Origin of the sequence: Ensifer sp. M14 (assembly GCF_003355565.1) — a bacterium.
GTDB lineage: Bacteria > Pseudomonadota > Alphaproteobacteria > Rhizobiales > Rhizobiaceae > Ensifer.
The window spans coordinates 151,444-172,308 of record NZ_QJNR01000018.1; the positions used below are offsets into that span (position 1 = coordinate 151,444).

16 protein-coding genes and 1 pseudogene are annotated in these 20,865 nt (G+C 61.1%); 6 read left to right on the forward strand and 11 right to left on the reverse strand.

Going from position 1 to position 20,865, the window contains the following annotated elements; genetic code table 11:
* Positions 1–30: 30 nt before the first annotated feature.
* The 5 genes from BLJAPNOD_RS33150 to BLJAPNOD_RS33170 all read left to right on the forward strand — a co-directional run bounded on the left by BLJAPNOD_RS33150 (position 31) and on the right by BLJAPNOD_RS33170 (position 6,578).
* A complete protein-coding gene (locus tag BLJAPNOD_RS33150) occupies positions 31–822 on the forward strand; it encodes a GntR family transcriptional regulator (protein ID WP_115422953.1) in 792 nt (263 codons plus the stop codon).
* A gap of 141 nt (positions 823–963) precedes the next feature.
* Positions 964–1,197, forward strand: a complete 234-nt coding sequence (locus BLJAPNOD_RS33155) for a BrnA antitoxin family protein (protein WP_077504597.1) — start codon at positions 964–966, stop codon at positions 1,195–1,197.
* Positions 1,198–1,557: 360 nt separating this feature from the next.
* Positions 1,558–3,462, forward strand: a complete 1,905-nt coding sequence (locus tag BLJAPNOD_RS33160) for a sigma-54-dependent Fis family transcriptional regulator (RefSeq protein ID WP_115422954.1) — start codon at positions 1,558–1,560, stop codon at positions 3,460–3,462.
* 159 nt (positions 3,463–3,621) lie between these two features.
* The gene (locus BLJAPNOD_RS33165) at positions 3,622–4,698 is read left to right on the forward strand and encodes a 2,3-butanediol dehydrogenase (protein WP_115422955.1); all 1,077 of its coding nucleotides are present in this window, start codon (positions 3,622–3,624) and stop codon (positions 4,696–4,698) included.
* 77 nt (positions 4,699–4,775) lie between these two features.
* Entirely contained in the window at positions 4,776–6,578 is a 1,803-nt protein-coding gene (locus tag BLJAPNOD_RS33170; RefSeq protein WP_115422956.1) for an NAD(P)/FAD-dependent oxidoreductase, read from the forward strand.
* Positions 6,579–6,664: 86 nt separating this feature from the next.
* Here BLJAPNOD_RS33170 and BLJAPNOD_RS33175 read toward each other — a convergent pair whose 3' ends face one another.
* The 3 genes from BLJAPNOD_RS33175 to BLJAPNOD_RS33185 form a co-directional block, all read right to left on the reverse strand.
* Positions 6,665–8,071 carry an FAD-dependent oxidoreductase gene (locus BLJAPNOD_RS33175; protein WP_115422957.1) on the reverse strand — a complete coding sequence of 469 codons (1,407 nt, stop codon included), beginning with the start codon at positions 8,069–8,071 and terminating at the stop codon, positions 6,665–6,667.
* Positions 8,072–8,074: 3 nt separating this feature from the next.
* Positions 8,075–8,452, reverse strand: coding sequence for a cupin domain-containing protein (locus tag BLJAPNOD_RS33180; protein ID WP_158556215.1), 378 nt, complete (start codon positions 8,450–8,452; stop codon positions 8,075–8,077).
* A 75-nt stretch (positions 8,453–8,527) separates the two neighbouring features.
* On the reverse strand, positions 8,528–10,249 hold the full coding sequence (locus BLJAPNOD_RS33185; RefSeq protein WP_199566096.1) for an amidohydrolase: 1,722 nt from the start codon (positions 10,247–10,249) through the stop codon (positions 8,528–8,530).
* A 201-nt stretch (positions 10,250–10,450) separates the two neighbouring features.
* Between BLJAPNOD_RS33185 and BLJAPNOD_RS33190 the strand changes: the two genes are divergently transcribed.
* Positions 10,451–11,347 (forward strand): LuxR family transcriptional regulator, encoded by an 897-nt coding sequence (locus tag BLJAPNOD_RS33190; protein WP_158556216.1) that lies wholly within the window; start codon positions 10,451–10,453, stop codon positions 11,345–11,347.
* A 52-nt stretch (positions 11,348–11,399) separates the two neighbouring features.
* Here BLJAPNOD_RS33190 and BLJAPNOD_RS33195 read toward each other — a convergent pair whose 3' ends face one another.
* The 8 genes and pseudogenes from BLJAPNOD_RS33195 to BLJAPNOD_RS33230 all read right to left on the reverse strand — a co-directional run bounded on the left by BLJAPNOD_RS33195 (position 11,400) and on the right by BLJAPNOD_RS33230 (position 20,858).
* Positions 11,400–12,194: an ABC transporter permease gene (locus tag BLJAPNOD_RS33195; protein WP_115422960.1), complete on the reverse strand. Its 795-nt coding sequence runs from the start codon at positions 12,192–12,194 to the stop codon at positions 11,400–11,402.
* 9 nt (positions 12,195–12,203) lie between these two features.
* Positions 12,204–13,088: an ABC transporter permease subunit gene (locus BLJAPNOD_RS33200; RefSeq protein ID WP_199566097.1), complete on the reverse strand. Its 885-nt coding sequence runs from the start codon at positions 13,086–13,088 to the stop codon at positions 12,204–12,206.
* Positions 13,089–13,099: 11 nt separating this feature from the next.
* Positions 13,100–14,167 (reverse strand): ABC transporter ATP-binding protein, encoded by a 1,068-nt coding sequence (locus BLJAPNOD_RS33205; RefSeq protein WP_343215840.1) that lies wholly within the window; start codon positions 14,165–14,167, stop codon positions 13,100–13,102.
* Between the two features lie 39 nt (positions 14,168–14,206).
* Positions 14,207–15,313, reverse strand: coding sequence for a polyamine ABC transporter substrate-binding protein (locus BLJAPNOD_RS33210; protein WP_199566098.1), 1,107 nt, complete (start codon positions 15,311–15,313; stop codon positions 14,207–14,209).
* 277 nt (positions 15,314–15,590) lie between these two features.
* Positions 15,591–16,613, reverse strand: a pseudogene (locus tag BLJAPNOD_RS33215) (fatty acid desaturase).
* Between the two features lie 281 nt (positions 16,614–16,894).
* Positions 16,895–17,701 carry a PhnD/SsuA/transferrin family substrate-binding protein gene (locus BLJAPNOD_RS33220; protein WP_115422962.1) on the reverse strand — a complete coding sequence of 269 codons (807 nt, stop codon included), beginning with the start codon at positions 17,699–17,701 and terminating at the stop codon, positions 16,895–16,897.
* A gap of 308 nt (positions 17,702–18,009) precedes the next feature.
* On the reverse strand, positions 18,010–19,011 hold the full coding sequence (locus BLJAPNOD_RS33225; RefSeq protein WP_115422963.1) for a TRAP transporter substrate-binding protein: 1,002 nt from the start codon (positions 19,009–19,011) through the stop codon (positions 18,010–18,012).
* A gap of 17 nt (positions 19,012–19,028) precedes the next feature.
* Positions 19,029–20,858: a TRAP transporter large permease subunit gene (locus tag BLJAPNOD_RS33230; RefSeq protein WP_115422964.1), complete on the reverse strand. Its 1,830-nt coding sequence runs from the start codon at positions 20,856–20,858 to the stop codon at positions 19,029–19,031.
* Between the last annotated feature and the right edge of the window lie 7 nt (positions 20,859–20,865).

Here is a 20,865-nt window from a genome sequence, read left to right on the forward strand (position 1 = left end):
ACTAGAATCGTCACAAACGGTACGGAAAAGATGCCCGCAAAGAAGCCGACAGTTCGAAGCAATCCGCTGGCGGAACGCGCCCGGCTGAAGCCGCTGGATCGCGATGACCAGCAACCTCTCTACAGGCAGGTCAAGCAGAACATCCTGGATCTGACCCGGGACGGCACCATCCCTGCGCACTCCAAACTCCCGTCCGAGCGCGAGCTGGTACAGGCCTATGATGTCAGCCGCATTACAATCAGGCAGGCGCTTGTCGAACTCGTTCAGGAGGGCCATCTGCAAAGCCAGCCTGGCAAGGGATTCTACGTCGCCGAAAAAAGTGAACCTTTCGAGTTGCACTTGCTGACGAGCTTTACGGCCAACGCGATCGCCAAGGGCATGGTGCCCGGCAGCCGCCTGCTGGAAGCCAAGATCTACGCCGCGCCTCCGGAGATTTCGCGCGCGCTCTATCTGCCGGAAGCCGCTGACGTCGTTTTGCTGAAACGCCTTCGCACGCTCGACGGCGTGCCGGTGGTCATCCAGTATGACTGGCTGCAGCCCGCCGCTTGCCCGGGCCTGCTGGACTTGGACTGGTCAACTGGGAACCGCTCGCTCTACGCTGAATTGCGCGAGCGCTACGGCCTGCGCCCCGTGCGTGGGCAGACAACAATCAGCGCCCGCTATCCTGATGAAGACGAGGTCGCGTTGCTCAAGCTGGAGCAGAAGACCGCCGTGCTGACGTTGGATCAGATCGCATTCTCAGCCGAAAATCGCCCTATCAACATATCAACCTCGGTGCACCATCCGAAGCGCTATCCCCTGAGCATTCAGCAAGGCGAGTAGCGACTGCATCTTTCCTTAAATCGGAATCGGTTTATGGAGAGAATTATGCAGCAAGTTTAAATTGTTACAGCGTCCTTTGCGCGTCATACTTGACGCGCGGCGCGGTAACGGAGCCCGGCCGGTTACGAAAAGGAAGTACCCATGGCGACGACACCCCGAAGACCAGCAAATCCGAAAGATGCGGCCGAGGCCCTGTTCAAGCCCGTAAAGAAAGCGGCCGCTCCTGCGGTCGAAAGACCTGCGCTCCCGAATACCAAAGAACTCGTTTCCTTAAAGATCGACAGCGATGTGCTGGCGCATTTCCAGTCCGACGGACCCGGCTGGCAAGAGCGCATCAACGATACCTTGCGCGCCGCCATGAAATCGTCGACGTGATCGTCGGCGCCGAACGCAGCATGCATTGACAGCCGACAATACGCTCGACGGAGGCTCGCACGTCAACGAGTGTGTTTTGCCTAAGGGGAAGACTTTGACAGAATGGCCGAAGCGTTGGTACGGCCTGGTCTCTTCAATGCTGCGTTCGATGTCGGGCTGCGATAAGGGCGTAAAGGTCGCCCTCAAGGGCGTTGGAACGTGATACCCGGCGAGGATCGAGACCGCCTCGGCGGCAAAGCCGCCACCGATCGCGTTCAATGCGCATGAAATGCCGCCCTGCCCTTTACAAAGCGGGTTCGGCATGGACTCATTCGCGTTTGGAGGAATGGAGGAGCATGGCAGTGATGCCATCGGAGTTCCATGGTTTCACATTCGGAACATGTTCGCGAAATTGAGCGGGTAGGACAGGGTCTGGCAACAGGGCGCGACGAGGTCGTCGTCAAGTCGTGGCTGCGCTGTCTCGATCAGCACAAGCTGGATCCGGCGCAGACCTGCGAAGCCTACATCCTGCCCGAACTTCGCCTGCGCGAGCATCGGCAGGAGGCCGAAGACCTTATCAGGATCGCGCGCTCGGGCCTTGAAAACCTCTACAATCAGGTCGCCGGACAGAACTACGTGCTGCTGCTTTCCGACAGGAAAGGCGTGACAGTCGAGTTTCTGGGCGATCCTTCCTTCGACAACAACCTGCGCCGAGCCGGTCTCTATCTCGGATCGGATTGGGCCGAAGCGCGCGCGGGCACTTGCGCGGTCGGTGCCTGTCTGGAGACCGGCGAAGCGCTGACGATCCACCAGAGCGACCATTTCGACACGACACACACGCCGCTCTCCTGCACTGCAGCGCCGATCTACGATACCGAAGGCGGCCTTTCGGCCGTTCTCGACATTTCGCTGCTCAGTTCCCCGATCCTGAAGGCGAGCCAGAACCTTGCACGCCACCTCGTCGCCGCCACGGTGCGGCGTATCGAGCTCGCCAACCTGATGGCTCGCACGCGCCATGAATGGGTGCTGCGGTTTGCCCGCTCGCCGGAGTTCCTGGACGTCGATCCCGAGGCCGCGATCTCGATAGACGGGCGCGGCCACATCATCGGCATGACCCATGGCGGCGCCCGCATCCTGGCGCGCTCGGCCGGGCTCGACTGGCGTGATCCGCAGAACCTCATCGGGCAGCCGATATCGCGCTTCTTCGATATTGGCGTTGATGGCCTGGTCGATCTGACGCGCCGCAGACCGACGCAGGAGCGGCTCTTGACCGCCCGGGACGGGAATGCGCTCTTCGCCCATGCGATCGAACCGCAGTTTGCTGTTGGCCGGTCTGCCGGCAAGATCGCAACCCTTTCGTCTACGCGCCGGCTCGGCGACGATGTGCCAGTGATTGCCGCCCTCGAGGACCGGATCGCCAAGCTGGCGCCAACCGCCCTGCCGGTGCTTATCCAGGGCGAGACCGGCTCCGGGAAGGAGCACCTCGCCCGGGCGATTCACGACTGCAGCGGCCTCAAGGGCCGGTTCGTTGCGATCAACTGCGCAGCGTTGCCCGAACACCTTATCGAGAGCGAACTCTTCGGATATCTGCCCGGCGCCTTTACCGGCGCATCGGCCAAGGGGCGCAAAGGGCTGATGGAACAGGCGGATGGCGGAACGCTGTTCCTCGACGAGATCGGCGACATGCCCCTCCTGTTGCAGACCAGATTGCTGCGGGTCCTGGCAGAACGGGAAATCCTGCCGCTTGGTGGGGTGGAACCGAAACCGGTTAACCTGCGCATCATCTCGGCGACACACCGGCCGTTGCAGCAGCTTGTTCAGGAGGGACGGTTTCGCGAAGACCTGTTCTATCGCCTGAATGCCGCCGTGTTCCGTATGCCACCGCTTCGCGACCGGCCGGATTTCGAATGGCTGCTTGCGGCACTGCTCGACGGGCACCGGACGGAAGGGCGATCTTTGCACATTTCGTCGGACGCATTGGCCGTGCTGAAAGCCCATGGCTGGCCGGGCAACATCCGCGAACTGGACAACGTCCTGGCTGTCGCGGCTGCCGTCTGCGACGAAAGCAGGATCGAGCTCGCCGACCTGCCGGAGCACCTCATGACCGCGCCGACAAGCAAGACGGAGGGGCCGACCCCAAGCGCACAGTCCGACGACGGCGCAGCGCTCCAGATCGTGCTCTCGTCCTGTGGCTGGAACATTTCCGAAGCGGCCCGACGCCTGGGTGTCGATCGCTCCACGGTTCATCGCCAGATCAGGCGCCACGGGCTGCGCGCCAAACACTAGCGCGCAACAGGTGTGGTACAACACCTGTTGCAGCCGCTCAGGTGACCAACTTCAACAAAATTCCTTAAGGTGCTGATTACAAAAACCAATCACTCCTGAGTCAATTCTGGCACGTGCATTGCTCCGTATTGTTGCAACAAAAGACAGAACGGAGGAAGCATGCGCGCACTGAGATTTCACGCAGCCAGGGATTTGCGGCTTGAACAGATCTCGCCGCCCGATCGCAACCCGGGGCCGGATCAGGTCCTCATCCGCAACCGCTTTGTCGGTATCTGCGGCACGGACTTGCACGAATATGCCTATGGCCCGATCTTTATTCCCAAGGAGCCGCATCCCTATACCGGCGCCCATGGCCCACAAATTCTAGGACACGAATTCGGTGGTGTCGTCGAAGCGATCGGCGACGGCGTCAGCACCGTCGCAGTGGGAGACAGGGTCTCCGTTCAGCCCCTGATCATGCCGCGCGCCGGCGACTATTTTGCCGATCGTGGCCTCTATCACCTCAGCACGGACCTCGCACTCGCGGGGCTCAGCTGGCAGTGGGGCGGAATGGCAGACTATGCCACGCTCAACGAGTACAACGTCCAGAAGATCCCGGATGCCATGAGCGACGAGGAGGCCGCCCTTGTCGAACCGACTGCGGTGGCCGTCTATGCGTGCGATCGCGGTGGCGTGACGGCAGGAAGCAGCGTGCTCGTCACCGGTGCAGGGCCGATCGGGATGCTGACGCTGCTGGCCGCAAGGGCAGCCGGCGCCGCACAGCTTTTCATCTCCGACATCAACGATGCGCGGCTCGCTTTCGCAAAAGCGATCCTGCCGGATCTGACCACGATCAATCCCCAGAGGGACAATCCCGGCGACACCGTTCGCGCGATGTCGGAAGGCAATGTCGGCTGCGATGTCGCGATCGAATGCGTCGGCAACGAGCATGCGTTGAAGGCCTGTGTCGATGCCGTGCGAAAACAGGGCGTCGTCGTGCAAACGGGACTGCATCCGCACGAGAACCCACTCGACTGGTTCCAGGTCACCTTCAAGGACATCGACCTGCGCGGCTCCTGGGCTTACCCGACCCACTACTGGCCGCGCGTCATCCGGCTGATCGCATCGGGCCTGCTGCCTGCGAGCAAAGTCGTGACGAACACCATCACTCTTGATCAGGCCGTTCACCAGGGTTTCGACGCCTTGCTGGATCCGACAGGAAAGCAGCTGAAAATCCTTATCGACCTTTCAAAATAGCCCCATTGCGGTGTCGGGGAAGGAGGAGCTTTCCCGAAGTCTGCCATCAGACATTCGAGCAAAACGGAGGAGATACCATGCTTGAAGACAGCCCAAACACGAAGATAGACGCAGCCCTGACCAAACTCGGCAGAGCGCTGGAGCGCGGAGATATCGAAGCGACGGTCAACTTGTTCCAGGCGGACTGCTACTGGCGCGATCTGGTCACATTCACCTGGAACCTGCGCACGATGGAGGGCCAGGATCAGATCCGCGACATGCTGACGAGCCAGCTGAAGACAATCAAACCGTCGCGCTTCCGCCAGGATGAGAAGGAACTGGCAACTGACGGCGACGGCATCACGCAAGGCTGGTTCGAATTCGAAACCGATGTTGCCCGTGGCTACGGCCATGTCCGCCTGAAGAACGGTCTGATCTGGACGCTTTTGACCACGATGAGCGAGCTCAAGGGACATGAGGAACCCAAGGGTCTGAAGCGGCCCATGGGGGCTGAACACGGCCACGACCCCAATCGCAAGACCTGGAGCGAAAAACGCCAGGAGGAAGCGGCGCGCCTCGGCTACGAGACGCAGCCTTATGTCGTCATCATTGGCGGCGGTCAGGGCGGCATTGCCCTTGGCGCGCGCCTGCGCCAGCTCGGCGTGCCGGCAATCATCATCGAGAAGAACGAACGCCCCGGCGACAGCTGGCGCAAGCGATACAAATCACTCTGCCTGCATGACCCTGTCTGGTACGACCACCTGCCCTACATACCCTTCCCGGAGAACTGGCCCGTCTTTGCGCCGAAGGACAAGATCGGTGACTGGCTGGAGATGTACACCAAGGTGATGGAGCTCAACTACTGGAACTCGACCACCTGCAAATCCGCCACCTATGACGAGGACAAGCAGGAGTGGACCGTCGTTGTCGAGCGTGACGGCAAGAAAGTGGTGCTGAGACCAAAACAGCTCGTGCTGGCCACGGGCATGTCCGGCAAAGCCAACATTCCCAAGTTCAAGGGACAGGATATCTTCAGGGGCGAGCAACAGCATTCCTCGCAACATCCGGGCCCCGACGCTTACAAGGCGAAAAAAGTGGTGGTGGTCGGGGCCAACAATTCGGCTCACGACATTTGCGCCGCACTCTGGGAGGCGGGCGCCGACGTCACCATGGTCCAGCGCTCCTCGACCCACATCGTGCGCTCGGATTCGCTGATGGAGATCGGGCTCGGCGACCTCTACTCGGAGCGGGCGGTGGCGGCCGGCATGACGACACGCAAAGCCGACCTCATCTTCGCCTCGCTGCCCTATAAAATCATGCACGAGTTCCAGATCCCGCTCTACGACAAGATGCGCGAGCGCGACGCCAAGTTCTATTCGGATCTCGGAAAGGCCGGATTCATGCTCGACTGGGGCGCCGACGGCTCCGGCCTGTTCATGAAATACCTGCGCCGCGGCTCCGGATATTACATCGACGTCGGCGCCTGCGACCTCATCATCGACGGCTCGATCAAGCTGAAATCCGGCTCGGACGTCGATCACCTCACCGAAGCGTCGGTTGTGCTCAAGGACGGCACCGAACTGCCGGCGGATCTCGTGGTCTATGCCACCGGCTACGGTTCGATGAATGGCTGGGCGGCAGATCTCATCAGCCGCGAGGTCGCCGAAAAGGTCGGAAAATGCTGGGGTTTGGGCTCCGACACGCCAAAGGACCCCGGCCCGTGGGAAGGCGAACAACGCAACATGTGGAAGCCGACACAGCAGGAGGCCCTCTGGTTCCACGGCGGCAACCTGCATCAGTCGCGGCACTATTCGCAGTACCTCTCCCTGCAATTGAAAGCCCGCCAGGCCGGCATCGAAACGCCGGTCTACGGATTGCAGGAGAGCCATCACCGCGGCTGATGCCTTGAGGATAGGCCGGAGCCATGTCTCCGGCCAATCCCGTCACGCCGTTTGCGCTGTCCGATATTCAGAGCGCTCTGCCCTTCTCAGCTCAAAGGAAAACCCATTGCCGAAACCAGCCGGAGCCAAGGCTTGCGCCAACCGCCTTTTCGGTCGGCAGTGTCGAGCGCGTACATCGTGACCTGCGCCCCGAGCCAGCGAAACGGTTCGGGCGGCACGACGTTGGGCAGCTGTGTTGCAAAATCCAATCGGCTCTCCGAAGTCTTCGAGCCGTCGAGAATGTCGAGCGCGATGCGCGCACCGAACCTCGAAGCGGAAACCCCAAACCCCGAATAACCGCCAGCATAAACGACCTTGCCTGCGTGATACCTCTGGAAATGCACCGCCATGCGCGTGCTGAGATCGATCGGGCCGCTCCAGGCATGGGTGAACCGGAGGCCCTGCAATTGCGGAAACGTGTCGAAGAACGCATTGGCAAGCGGTTCGTAGGTCTGGACATCGCTATCGACGCCCGGTGACGTCGTGCCCGCATAAGCATAACCGAGCCTCCCACCGAAGATGACGCGGTTGTCCTTCGTCAGGCGCATATAGTTCATCTGGGTCCGGGTGTCGTAGACACCCTGCCGGTTCTTCCAGCCGATCGACGCCATCTGATGTTCGGACAGCGGCTCGGTGGCGAGGACACGATCCCGGATAGCGACAACTCGGCGCCTGATCGCCGGATGGCCGGAGGCAAACGCGTTGGTGGCCAAAAGCACCTTCGGTGCGGTCACCGAGCCAAAAGGCGTCTTGACCTCGATCCTGGCTCCGACTTCTTCAAGCGCCAGCAACTCCGTCCCCTCAAAGATTTCGACACCGAGAGAAAGCGCGGTTCGCTTCAGGCCCCAGGCAAGCAACGCCGGATGGACCGTTCCGCTGATATCCTTCGACCAGATTCCGGCCTTGTATCGCGGCGAGCCGATCTGTGCCTGCACAGCGTCCTCGTCCAGAAACACGGCCTGGTGCCCGTATTGCAGGTGAAGCTCGTGCTCCCTGTGCAGGGCCTCGATATGATCTGCATCCACCGCGACTGTCAGTTCACCACCCCACTCCGCGTGGCAGTCGATACCATGGTCGGAAAGGGTCTGCATGAAGCCGTGCATGTTCTCCTTGCCGAGCCGCTCCAACTCGGCAATGTCGTTGGGAAACACGCGCACCGCATTGGAAAGGCCGTGCATGACCGATGTGGAAACGACGCCGCCCGGTCTGCCGGAAGCGCCGTTGGCGACGGCGCCTTTCTCGATCAGCACCACATCGAGATCCGGCTGAGCCTGCTTGGCCTGGATCGCCCCCCAAAGGCCGGTGAAGCCGCCGCCGACGATCAGCAAGTCAGCCTTTCGATAGGCCGAAAGCGGTGGCAGTGCTTCGGGCGCATCCGGCCGATCCAGCCAGAACGGCGACATCGCCACGTCGGCAAGGGATGTCACCGACGATCGTTGCGTTTTGTACGCCATGGATCACCCGTCGGTCTTTGCGGTGTGCAAGACGTAGACTTTGCGCATCGTCTCCAGCACCTCGAACCGAACCTCCACCCCCTTCGGCAGCAGGTAGCTTTCGCCGGCCTGAAACGTCTCCACCGATCCGTCCGGGCTGGTGATCGCGACCTTGCCGGAAAGGATCACGCTGTACTCCACACCATCGGGATAGGAGAGCATTTCGGCATAGGGCGTCGATTGCCATGTACCGACGACGATCGAACCGTCGGCGCTCTCGAAGTGGACATCGCCCATCTCGTCGGCAAAACCCGACAGGATCGCTTCGACCGGCACGACGCTGCACTTTTCCAGCTCGCGCAAGCCGACGCCGTTGCGGTCGATTTTCATTATCTTGCTCATGTATGCTCCTGAATGCATGGTCAGCTGTTGGCGGGACACGAGGCTGCTTGGTCCCGCCCGATGCGGTTGGGGCGGTTATTTTGCCCGATAGACTTCCGTTCCCGCGACATATGTCGCCTCGACGTGCCGCTTTCGAATGGACCGATCGACGGGGTCTGGGAGCTTGGCGTCAAGCACGACGAAATCGGCCCATTTCCCCGTTGAGATCGAGCCGATCTGATCGGCCCACGGCGTCATGTTGGCGCCGGCCTGGGTGTAGGCAAACAGTGCCTCATCGAACGTGACGGCCTGCTCGGGATGCCACGGGCCGTCGCCAAGCCCGAAGGGGCTTTCGCGGAAGACGGCATCATTGATCTGGGTCAGCGGGCTCAGCGGCGAGGTCGCCCAGTCGGATCCGAACACGACCGGAACCTTGTGCTGAAGCAACGATTTCCAGACATAGGCATGGGACTCGCGCTCAGGGCCAACCCGCTCGGTGATGTATTTTCCGATCGTGCCGGTGGCATGGTTCGGCTGCATCGACGCCACGATGCCAAGCGTCTTGAACCGCTCGATATCGGCGGGGTTGATGATCTCGATATGCTCGACGCGGTTGGGATACTTGCCGGGCGACTGTCCCTTTTCGAATGCATTCAGCGTCATCTGCACGCCGGCATCGCCGATGGCGTGAACGGCGGTCGGGAAGCCGTTTTCATTAGCGGCCTTGATCAGTGTGGCGAGATCCGCCTCCGACTGGAAGGGCTCCCCCTTCCAACCTGTTCGATCCGAGTAGTTTTCAAGCATATAGGCTGTATGGGTCGAAAGCACGCCGTCGACGACCGACTTGGCATAGCCGACGGTCAGAAGCGGACCCTTGACCTTGGTTTCACCGCTGGCAGCGACACGGCTGTCGACAGCTTCGCGATCCTTTGCCGCCGCCGGAATGTTGGCGGCCTTGTCTTCGAAGAAGCCGTACCAGACCCGGAGTGACAGGGACTTGTCTTCGACGAGCTTCAGGTAATCGTAGGCGGCGGCGATGGACGACATGTCGTGAACGCCGGTCAGGCCGACGCTGTTGGCGAACTTCACGGTCTGCAGCAGCGCTTCGGCGCGTTCCTTGTCGGAATAGGCCGGCTTCTTGTTGGTGACGAGGTCGCCTGCGCCTTCGAGCAGGATCCCGGTCGGTTCCCCGGTCTTGGCGTCGAGAACGATCTCGCCGCCCGCAGGCACCTCGGATTTTGCCGTGACGCCGGCGATTTCCAGTGCCTTGCTGTTTACCCAGATCGAGTGGAAATCGATATCGCGCAGAACGACGGGGCGGTCCTTGACCACGGCGTCGATGTCTTCCTTCGTCGGAAGCTTGCCTTCCTTCAGCGTATAGTCCCAACCACCTCCGGTGATCCACACGCCCGGCGGCAGGCGTTCGTCCGCCTCCTTGATCCTCTTCAGCCAGGTTTCCTTGTCAGGGATGTAGGAAAGGTCGACGCCGGTGACATAGTCAGTGCCGCTCGTCAGATGCGTATGTCCGTCGATGAATCCGGGCGTAACCGTCTTGCCGGCAAGGTCGAGCACCGTGGTCTTGCCGTCGGCGAGCGCCCGGATTTCGGCGCTGGTGCCGACTGCCACGAACTTTCCGTTCTCGACAGCGAAGGCTTCGGCGCGCGGCGTGTTCGGATCGACGGTCCGCACGTCGCCGTTGACGGCGATAAAATCAGCGGCCGCGTTCGCAACCGTAAAAGATGACCCGACCGCTAGCGCGGCGAGCATGGTGCCAGCCAGAAGCTGGTGCCGCAGAACCGGTGTTTTCTTGATGCGCACGTCTTTCCCTCCCGAGGTCCGAACAGATGAAGCGGATGCATGGAGTAAGCGGCAATGCGGCCGGAAGCGGAATACTCCAAAGGGCTAGGTCCGCCGATCGGCGACCACGGCAAACATCCGTGCCCAGTCAGAAACAGGCGGCGGCGGTCTCTTGCGACCGTTTTCAAACTGACCTACGCTCGCGCGAGGGAGGACGCAGGCATGAATGGGAGTATCGCGACGAGCGAGCCAGGCGCGGCGACGCAGTCGCCTGCGATCAATGAACTGGCGATGTCACTGATCGGCAATATCGGTCGAATGGATTTCCAGGAACGCCTGGCCGAGGCGCTGAAGCAACATGTTTCCGTGGATGCGGGGCTGATCCTGCTGTATCGGGGTGAGAGCGCGCCGAAGATACTCTTCAACGATTGGCAGACACATCGCGGCCTGTCGGACATCCGGCATTACCTTCAGGGGCCTTACCGGCTCGATCCGTTCTATCAACTCGCGGTCGAGAACGAGGATGATGGGCTCTATCGCCTGAGCCAGATCGCGCCTTCGTTCGATCGTACGCAGTACTACCGCGAGTACTACCAGCACTCCGGGCTTCACGACGAGTTCAACTTCATCGTCAGCCTCGACGACGCCTCGAAGATCGCGATCTCCCTCGGCCGCAAGCGGTCGAGCATCGCCTTCAGCGAGCAGGAAGTGCAACTTCTCGAGAGCCTGGCGCCGATCCTGCGGACGGCAGTCATCCGCCATTTCCGCGACCTCAGGCCCGAGACGCTGGATGGCGAGGGCTCCGCCTTGCAGAAGGCGCTCGCCCAGGCGATCGGCAATTTCGGCCGCAGCATCCTGACGGAGCGCGAATGCCAGGTCGCTCAACTCGTGTTGCGCGGCTATTCCGTCAAGGGTGCTGCAACGCAGCTCGGCATCTCACCGGCAACGGTGAAGCTGCATCGCCGCAACCTCTACGCAAAGCTGGACATTACGTCACAGACGGCACTGTTTGCCTTGTTCATTGACGCCGTCTCGTCGGCGAAGAACGTCTATGAAGACCCGCTGTCGGGCTACCTTGCCAAGCGCGGGCAACTGACGGGCGAGCTTGCCTGCAACTGACGTAGTCTGCTGCAGGCTACCGAACTCCTGTGGTCTCGCGGTGCAAGACCGCCTACACGGCAAGGCTGCTCTTTGTCGAGGGCCTGGACACGATGCGTGACGCCACCAGGCCGAAGACGACGACGCCAAGGATGATCGTCGAGATGGCGTTAACTTCCGGGGTCACCCCGAACTTGATCTGCGAATAGATCTTCATCGGCAGTGTTGAGGCTCCTGGGCCGGTCGTGAAGCTCGATATCACCAAGTCATCAAGCGACAGCGTGAACGACAGCAACCAGGCCGAGACGAAGGCCGGAGCCATGTTCGGCACCGCCACCTTCATGAACGCCATAAATGGTGGGCAGCCGAGATCTCTTGCTGCCTCCTCCAGCGACGGGTCGAGTTCGACCAGCCGGGATTGCATCACGACCGCCGCAAAACACATGGTGAAGGTCGCATGGGCAAGCGTGATCGTCACCGGACCGCGATCGATGCCCAATGTCACGAACATCAGCAGCATCGACACGCCCATCACTACCTCCGGCATCACCATCGGCGCCACCAGCATGCCGTTGAAGATATGGTGCCCGCGAAAGCGGCGAATTCTCACCGCCACGATCGCTGCGAGCGATCCGAGCACGGTCGCAAACGTCGCCGAGATCGCCGCCACCAGAAAGCTGATCTTCGCGCCCTCGACGATCGACTGGTTGCTGATCGCGGCCGTGTACCACTGGGTGGAGAACCCTCCCCAGACGGTGACCAGCCGCGAGGCGTTGAAACTGTAGACGACCAGAACCACGATCGGCAGGTACAGAAAGGCGAGCCCGGCAAAGATGGAAAGCCGATTGAACCAGGATGGCTGGGGCATAGTCGCTCCTCACTTAGTGGTTCGAGACAAACGTGTCTGGAACAGGACGATGGGTATCACCAGGATGATGAGGAGCAGCACGGTGACGGCAGAGGCCACCGGCCAGTCCCGGTTGTTGAAGAACTCCATCCAGATCGTCCTGCCGATCATCTGTGTGTCCGCGCCGCCCAGAAGGTCGGGCACGACGAATTCACCGATGACCGGGATGAAGACTAGTGCCGAGCCGGCGGCAACGCTCCTGAGGCTGAGCGGAAAGGTGACGCGCCAAAACGCTGCCAGGCGCGAACATCCGAGGTCGCGCGCCGCCTCGATCAGGGTGCGGTCGCTGGCACTGAGATTGGCGTAGATCGGCAGCACCATGAACGGCAGATAGGTGTAGACGATGCCGATATAGATCGCCGTCTCGGTGTTCATGATCCGCAGCGGCTCGGAAATGACGCCGAGGTTCAGGAGTAGCGAATTCAACAGCCCGTCGTTGCGCAGGATGCTCATCCAGGCATAGACGCGGATCAGCATAGAGCTCCAGAACGGCACGATGACGAGGAAGATGAGGACGGACCGCGTTTGCGGAGCGCAGCTTGCAATGCCATAGGCCAGCGGATAGGCGATCGCCAGCATCAGCGCGGTTGAAATCGCCGCCACTTTCAGGCTGGTGAGGTAGGCAAGCAGATAGGTATTCTCGCTGAGGACGAAGATGAAGTTCTCAAGATTGAGCCTGATGCTGAGCAGCGATCCCTGCCATTCGTAGAGCGGCTCATAGGGTGGCATGCCGAGGCGAACGGACGAGAGGCTGATCGCCAGCACGAGCAGAAAGGGCATCAGGAAAAAGACGGCGAGCCAGCCGTAGGGGACGAACACCAGCGCGCGTCGGCCCAGATCGGGTTTTGATTGCATGATGTCGTTCCCTAGTCGGCCAGCAGACGGGCGGCCTGCGGCATCCATGAGGCAAACACGGTGTCACCGATCGACAGATCGTCCTCCGCGCCCAGGTTGACGCGCAACGCGTCCAGCGTTGCCCCGCTCTTGAGGCGAACTCTGTAATGCCGCCCCGATCCAGCGTAGCTGAACTGTTCGATAACGCCCTCAAGACCGCTGCCCTGCTTGGTCAGCTCGACCCTTTCCGGCCGCACCGACACCCAGAAGCGCCCATTGGTGGAGACATGGTCCGCGGCGGCGGCAAAGACCGAACCGCCCGCCTCTGCACTTTCGACCGCCAGCTCGTTGCCCGAACGCCTGGTGGCGCCACCTTCGAACACGTTCGCCTCACCGAGGAATTTCGCGACATAGCGGGAAACAGGTGTTTCGTAGACTTCGGCTGGCGATCCGATCTGCAGCACCTTGCCCTGTCGCATGATCGCGATACGCGATGACACGGTCATGGCCTCATGCTGGTCGTGGGTGACGATGATGAATGTCAACCCCAGCTCGCGCTGAAGCCTGACCAGCTCGTGCTGGGTTTCCGTGCGCAGGTTTTTGTCGAGCGCGCCGAGCGGCTCGTCCAACAACAGCACCTTCGGCCGCTTGACCAGTGCCCGCGCCAAAGCCACGCGTTGCCTTTGCCCGCCGGACAGCTGTTGCGGCTTGCGATCGAGCAACGCGGTCAGTTGCAGCTTTTCGGCCACTTCGCTGACGCGCTGCCGAATCTCGGCCCTTGCCAGCCGATCCTGCTCAAGCCCGAAGGCAATGTTCTTGCCCACCGTCAAATGGGGAAACAGGGCGTAGGACTGGAACATCATGTTGGTTGGCCGGCGATGGGCCGGAACGTCCGTGACCTCTTCGCCGTCAAGCCGGACGGCACCGGATGTCGGCGTCTCGAAGCCGGCGATCATGCGCAGCAAGGTCGACTTGCCGCATCCGGATGGACCAAGAAGCGAGAAGAATTCCCCCCTCCCGATGCCGATCGAAACGTCGTCAACGGCAGTGAAGAAGCCGAAAGATTTGGAGAGATTCTCGATGGATACGTAGGATTGCAATGCGAATGTCCTTCTGCTTCCGCTTCTCAGGCGACGTGCTCAGCTGCCGGCCCTGAACGCCGTCCATACCCGTGTCCGCTCGCGCGCCTGACGCGGCGGCAGCGACTTGTCGACGAAGAGCTTGGCGCGCACTTCGGCGGACGGATAGACGTTCGGGTCCGTGCGGATCGCTTCGTCGACGAGAGGTGTCGCTGCGGCGTTGGCATTTGCGTAGAACACGTGATTGCTGATGTCGGCGACGGTCTTCGGCTCGAGAACGTAGTCGATGAAGGCCAGGGCCTGCGCGGGATCGGGCGCATCGGCGGGCACGGCCATCGTGTCGAAGGAAATGATCGTGCCTTCCTTCGGGATCGAATAGCTGACCGCGACACCATTTTTGGCTTCTTCCGCACGTGCCGCAGCGATGCCCGCGTCGCCGCTCCACATCATCGCCAGGCACAGCTGGCCGGATGCCATGTCCGCCACCAGCTGGCCGCTCTGCATGTGCCGAATGTATGGGCGCAGCGTCAGCAGCAGATCCTTGGCCTTGTCGAGATCTTCCTGTTTTGTCGAATAGGGATCGAGACCGAGATAGTTCAGAGCAATCGGGATCACTTCGTTGGGCGCATCGACGATGCCGATACCGCAGTCTTGAAATTTCTGCGCCAGTTCCGGCTTGAAGAACATGTCCAGGCTGTTCGTCGGCGCGTTGCCGACCCGCTCTTCGACGAGCTTCGGATTGTAGGCAATCCCCGTCGTCAGCCACATGTAGGGAACAAGGTATTGATTGCCCGGATCGTGTTCGGCAACGAGCTTCAGGAGGTCCTTGTCCAGGTTGTCATAGTTCTTGAGGCTGGTGGTATCGATGGGCTTCAGCGCACCCGATTGGATGAGCCGCTCGCCGACAGTCGCGCTTGGAAAAGCAACGTCGAAACCACTTCCGCCTGCCAGCAGGCGCGTCTCAAGAACCTCAAGCGAATCGAAGAAATCCACTCGGGCGTCCACGCCCGTTCGCTTGACGAAGGTCGAAACCGTGTCTTCGGCGAAATAGTCGGAGAAATTGTAGATAAACAGCTTTTCGTCGGCCCTCGCGCCCTCCTGTCCATAGAGCAAGGCGATCGAGGCGATAGCAACCGAGTGCATCAGCGAACGGTACGAACCGGACATGTTCCCTCCCAAGGCAGAATGGCCTTTGTTTCGGGAAAACCTGCTGGCGTAACCGGGAAGCGTCAACACTCCCTTTGGCTAGGCTTGGGCGGCGGTCCGGCCGCGAGGCACATGACCTCCAGCGCCAAGATGCTTCATGCCGGACGACGTCGGGGCGGTTGCGATCAGAGCATTACCGCCATGTTTTCAGGCACATGGACCCAGAATAGGCGCATCCTCGGCTCCCCGCTTTTGCCGTCCTCAGGCTGCTCGCTTCTGTCCCACAACGGACCTCGTGTCACCTAACCGGCGATGGCGCGATTTCGTTGGCCCCTGCGTCGGTTTCAACCTCAGGCCGAAAATCAACGACCCCGGATCCGCGCTGCCGGTGAAGAGGATGGCGGGGATCATCGTGCGGGCGGAACAGGAAACGTCGGGCGACATCGAGATAGCCGTCGTAGACCAGGCCGCCGTTGACAGCGATGAGGGCGTCCCTGTCTCGGCGGTAGAGCAGTGGTATTCTGTACCAGGGAACTCCAGGCCGCTTGTGATGCAGCACATGGAGATTGTTGTAGAGAAATAGGAGCCCAAACAATGGGCTGTTTTCTACGATCGCCGTACGCTCGTCGTGGTGGTCGGCATAGCGATGCTCGGCATAGGAACGCAGCCTGGTGAGAGCCGCACCGACATAGACGAAACCGAAGACGTAGAGCCACAGCGGCATGCCGCAAACTTAGATCACCCAGACGAGGACAAGGGCAACGCCGATCGCATGCCGCATCCAGATTGCCGCCCTCTGACGGTCACCTTTGAGTACGAGTGTCGCTTCCTGCACCAGGAAGCTGACAATCATGACAATAGGTCCGAGGGTCAACCGTCCCAGCAAGGTGGTGTTCCAGGCTGCCAGCAACCGACCGGTGCCTCCCATGCGCTCCCAGGCGGTTTGGGTGAAGTAGGACGATTCCGGATCCTCGATCGGATCGGTCAGGTGCTCATCGCGGTGATGGGTCAAGTGCCCTTCGCGATAGATCGCATAGGGAAGCCAGAGGGACAGTGGCGGCCAGCCGACCGCATCATTGACGAAGCGGTTGCGGGTGGGATGCCCGTGAATGACTTCGTGCTGGAGCGATCCGTGCCAGGCGATCAGCCAGCCGCCAATGCCGAACACGGCCATCACGGGCAGCGACTGCCAAAACCAGGTCACCGCGAAAAATCCGCCATAGATGATGATCGCCAGCGTGACAGTTTGCCATTCGACACGGGAGATTGCGGATATCGTGCGTTGCAGGGGAAGCGTGTCGTCGGGCTCGCGATTGATCATGAAACGGATTCCGGGAAGAAGGCGAATGGATGCATGCCGACAATATATGATCCGGGCACGGCATCCGCGCCGCATCGCTTTGCAATCAAACGGCAAAATGGAAAACCCGGTTGCGTAAACAACAGCGATTAGAGAATATATATTCTATGTACTTTGTCGATTATTGGCCCGATCACCTTATGGGTGCTTCGACCCCGCGCACCTGTCGGAAACCCGTTCCACAAGCTCTACAGCGCGCCCGGCAGCCATTTCCCGCCTTCCCTAAAGCAGGCCGTCCTACCTCAGCCGATTGACGGGTAGCCTTGGCGCGCAGCATCGCGATCGAAATCCGCCAGCATCTCGTAGTCGGCATCGCCGAGCAAGCTGATGCCCTGCAGCGAGAGCCTGTCGCAGACCTCGGCAAGTTCCGGATCGGCTATCGTTTCCGACAGGGCCCTGCGCAGGATCACCAGGTCCTTTGCCGGCGTCGACATGGCCGTGATGAAAGGCAGGCCCGGCCCTTTGGCCGTTTCAGCCAGGATGCGTAGGCCAGCGACGCGATCGGGGTCGAAGCGCAGGGTGTTGCCGAAAGTCACGCAGTCGATCGCCGCCACATCTGCCGCCCCACGCGACACGGCATCCATGCTTGCAAGATGGCCGCCGGTCTCCAGCACGGTTGAGAAGAACCGGCCATCGACGGCATGAGGCGCCACAAAGGCGCGAAACAGATTGTATCCGGAATTGCTGCCGGGCTCATTGATCGCTGCGCGCCCGCCCCGCAGTTCCTCGATCGACGTTGCCGACGACTGAGCATTGACGACGATGAAACTGCATTTGAGCGGACCGTCACATCCGGGAAGCCGATAGACGGGCGATGCGACCAGCTGCACCTTGCCACGGAGCTGCTGGACATAGGGGTATCCGCAGGTCTGGCCGAACAGCAGGTCCGGGCGAAGCCACGCCTCGTTGTAACGGATATGCTCGTCAAGCACCTCGGGCGCCTCCAGCCCGTCGGCGCAAATGCGTTTGCTCAGCGCGCGCCAGAACAGTCGCGTCGCCTCCGCGACCGGCGGCGGGCTGGCATACATTGCGAGGCTGGCGAGAGACATGGCAGAACTCCGGAAAAGCACCTCAAAAACCTATGCAATGCATAGAATTAAACCGCAATGAGGTTTCTTCGGTGAAAGTTTGTCGTGGCGCTTCCGTCGCTGGCACGCGCATCCCTCAGGGGATCGGTAGTGCGGCAGGCCTCTCACGGCTTATCAAGGCCTTCAGGCGACGCCGCAGGAAGTGACGCGTGGGCTTCATAACCCTGTGCAAACGCGATCGGTCCCGCGGCGGGATAGCCTGCTCGTGCGAGCAGGCTATGCTGTAAGCAGCATCACAGACTTCCGCCCTGACCCCCTATGCGACCAGATCAGGAGATCGCCTGCACAGACTTGATCCGGTCGATTCCCCCGACAACAGGGGCAAATTCGTCCCAGACACCAAGGGCACCCTTCTGCCACTCATCCAATGCTTCCGGCTTCAGGATTTTGCCGCCGTTCTGAATGGCAAGCTCGACCGACTTGGCTTCGTCTTCGACGATCAAATGATTGAAATATGTCGCCCCTTCCTTCGAGGCCTGTTCAAAGACCACTTTCTGTTCGTCGGTTAAACGGCTCCAGAAGTCGGAGGAATAGTAGACGACGCCGGATGCCCAGATATGACCGGTTTCGGTCAGGTAAGGCACCACTTCGTAGAGCTTGAAGCCGGCATAGGCCGACTTGGTGAGGTCCATGGCATCGGCGACGCCGGTTGCCAGTGCATTGTAGGTCTCGGTGATCGGAATGCCGATCGGCGTGGTGCCGAAGGCGCTCCAGAGCTTGGTATGAAGCGGGCTTTGAATGACCCGGATCCGCTTGCCCTGAAGCTGGTCGGGCTTTGTTACCGGCTCCTTGGTCAGCAGATGGCGGGCGCCGTAGTTGATGAAGTCGGCGACGACGAAATTCTGTGCCAGCAGTTTCTGCTTGAGGTCGACGCCGATCTCGCCATCGACAGTCTTGCGAACGTGGTCGGCGTCGCGAAACAGAAACGGCAGGTCGAGCAATTGCAGTTCCGGCGCCCAGCCGGACAGCGAAGACACCGTAGAAAGGCTTGCCTGGACCGAACCAAGCCTGACGCCTTCGGCGACTTCCTTCTCGCCACCGAGCGCGCCGCTCTTGACGATGTTGAAGCGGAACTGTCCGGGCAGCCTGGCTTCGACCAGCTCGCTGATCTTCAGCCAGATCTTCGTCTCGGGCTTGTCGTCGCCGAAGAGCGAAGCGATCGTGATCGCCGTTGTCCGGGCATGGGCCGGACGCAGGACCGCGGGTGCGGCCAGAGCGGCTCCGGCAATGGCTGTCGTCTTTAGGAAGGCACGTCTGTTGAAAGCGTTCATGACGAAGATCCTGTTGGTTAGAAAACAATTGCCCAGGCGCAAAGGATCGCGAGGGAGACAAGAAGAGCGCAGAGATAGGGAACCACCGCCTTGAAGAGTGCGGGGGCCGGTATTGCCGTGACGCCACTGACGACGAAGATCAGCATGCCGAGCGGCGGCGTCAGCCCATGGATCATCAGGTTGACGACGATGATGACGCCAAAGTGGATCGGATCGATCCCGGCGGCGACCGCTGCGGGCAGAAGGATGGGCCCGAAAAGCAGGATCGCTGCACCGATATCGAGCACCAGGCCAACGACCAGAAGAATGACGTTGGACAGCAGGAGAACCGCCAGCGCGCTGCCGCCGAGCAGCAGCGTCAGATCGGACACCAGGCCGGCGACGTTGTCGACCGCAAGCAGGAAGGCAAACGGGCCAGCGGTTCCGATCAAAAGCCCGATCGCGGCTGCTTCAGTGGCTGCCTGGCGAAACGCGGCATAGAAGGAGCGAATGCCGAGCCGCGCGGCAAGCCCAAGAAACAACGTGTAAAGCGCAGCCAGTGCCGCAGCCTCCGTCGTGGTGACAATGCCGAAGCGAATACCGAGAACGACGATGACGCCGAGGCCGAAGGCGGGAATGGCCTGTCTGGCCGATTGCCAGCGTTGCGCGCTGGTCGCACGGGCTTGCGGCACCTGTTCGCGCACGGTCAGATGGATCGCAACCGCAAGGCAGATCGCCATCAGGCCGCCGGCGAAGAAGCCACCGACAAGCAAGGAGCCGACCGAGAGGTTGGTTGCGGTCGCGAGGATCAGAAACGCGATCGATGGCGGGATGACATTGTCGAGCACCGACGTGGACGCGATGATGGCCGCCGCCTGTGCCGGCGGATATCCATGTTTGACGAGCTCCGGCTGGAACGTCGAGGCACCGAAGGCGGCGTTGGCAACGGAAGAGCCTGATGCCCCGGAGAAAAGCACGCTTGTGAGAAGCGTGGTCTGGGCAAGACCGGCGCGCCGATGACCGACGATGGAGGCCGCGAAGCGCACGAGCTGATTGGTGACGCCCGATGCTGTCAGCAAACCGCCAGCAAGCAAGAAGAACGGTATCGCCAGAAGCAGAAACTTCGAGATCCCCGTCACCGTCGAAGACACGATCGCGGGTTCCGGAAGGCTGCTGCCAAAGGCGATGGCAACATAGGCAGCCGCAAGAAACGCGTGTGGCAGCGGCGCGGCCAGCACCAACCCAAGGGCAGCCACGAGACCGAGAACGATGCTTGGGGGCCAGTCGACCTCGACCGCGACATGAGGAATCGCCGCATAAACCGCAGCACCGATCACAAGGGAAAGCAGACCTTGCAGACTTCTGCCTTCGCCGACGCGCTGGAGAACAAGGACAAGGAGGATCAGCAAACCGCCGCCGCCAAGGAAGCCGAACCGATACCATTCCGGCACGCCCAACGTTGGCGAGACGCCGCCGAGCATGCTCATGATCTCGTGGCCACCGAAGGCCAGCACCAGCGCGGTGACGACCGTGAAGGCATCGGCTCCGACTTGCGTCACCGGATAGAGCCGCGACGGCAGCATCTTGGCAAAGACGTCCAGGCGCATGGCCAGCGCGCTGTTGAGGCTCAACGGTGCGCCGAGTGCGATCAGCGCGACGTGCAGCCAGATCCCCAGATCTTCCGCGCCGACGAGGCCGCTATTGAAGAAATAGCGCATGCAGACGCTGGAAAGCACGACCGCAAGCAGGACCGCGAGCGCAGAGGCTGCCGCGATGCCGAGGCCCTCCTCTAGCGATTTCAGGATCCGCTGCGCAACGACGCGTCCGATGGAGGCCGGCTCGCTCGAGTGGATTTCGGTGATGGCCACGTGGAGA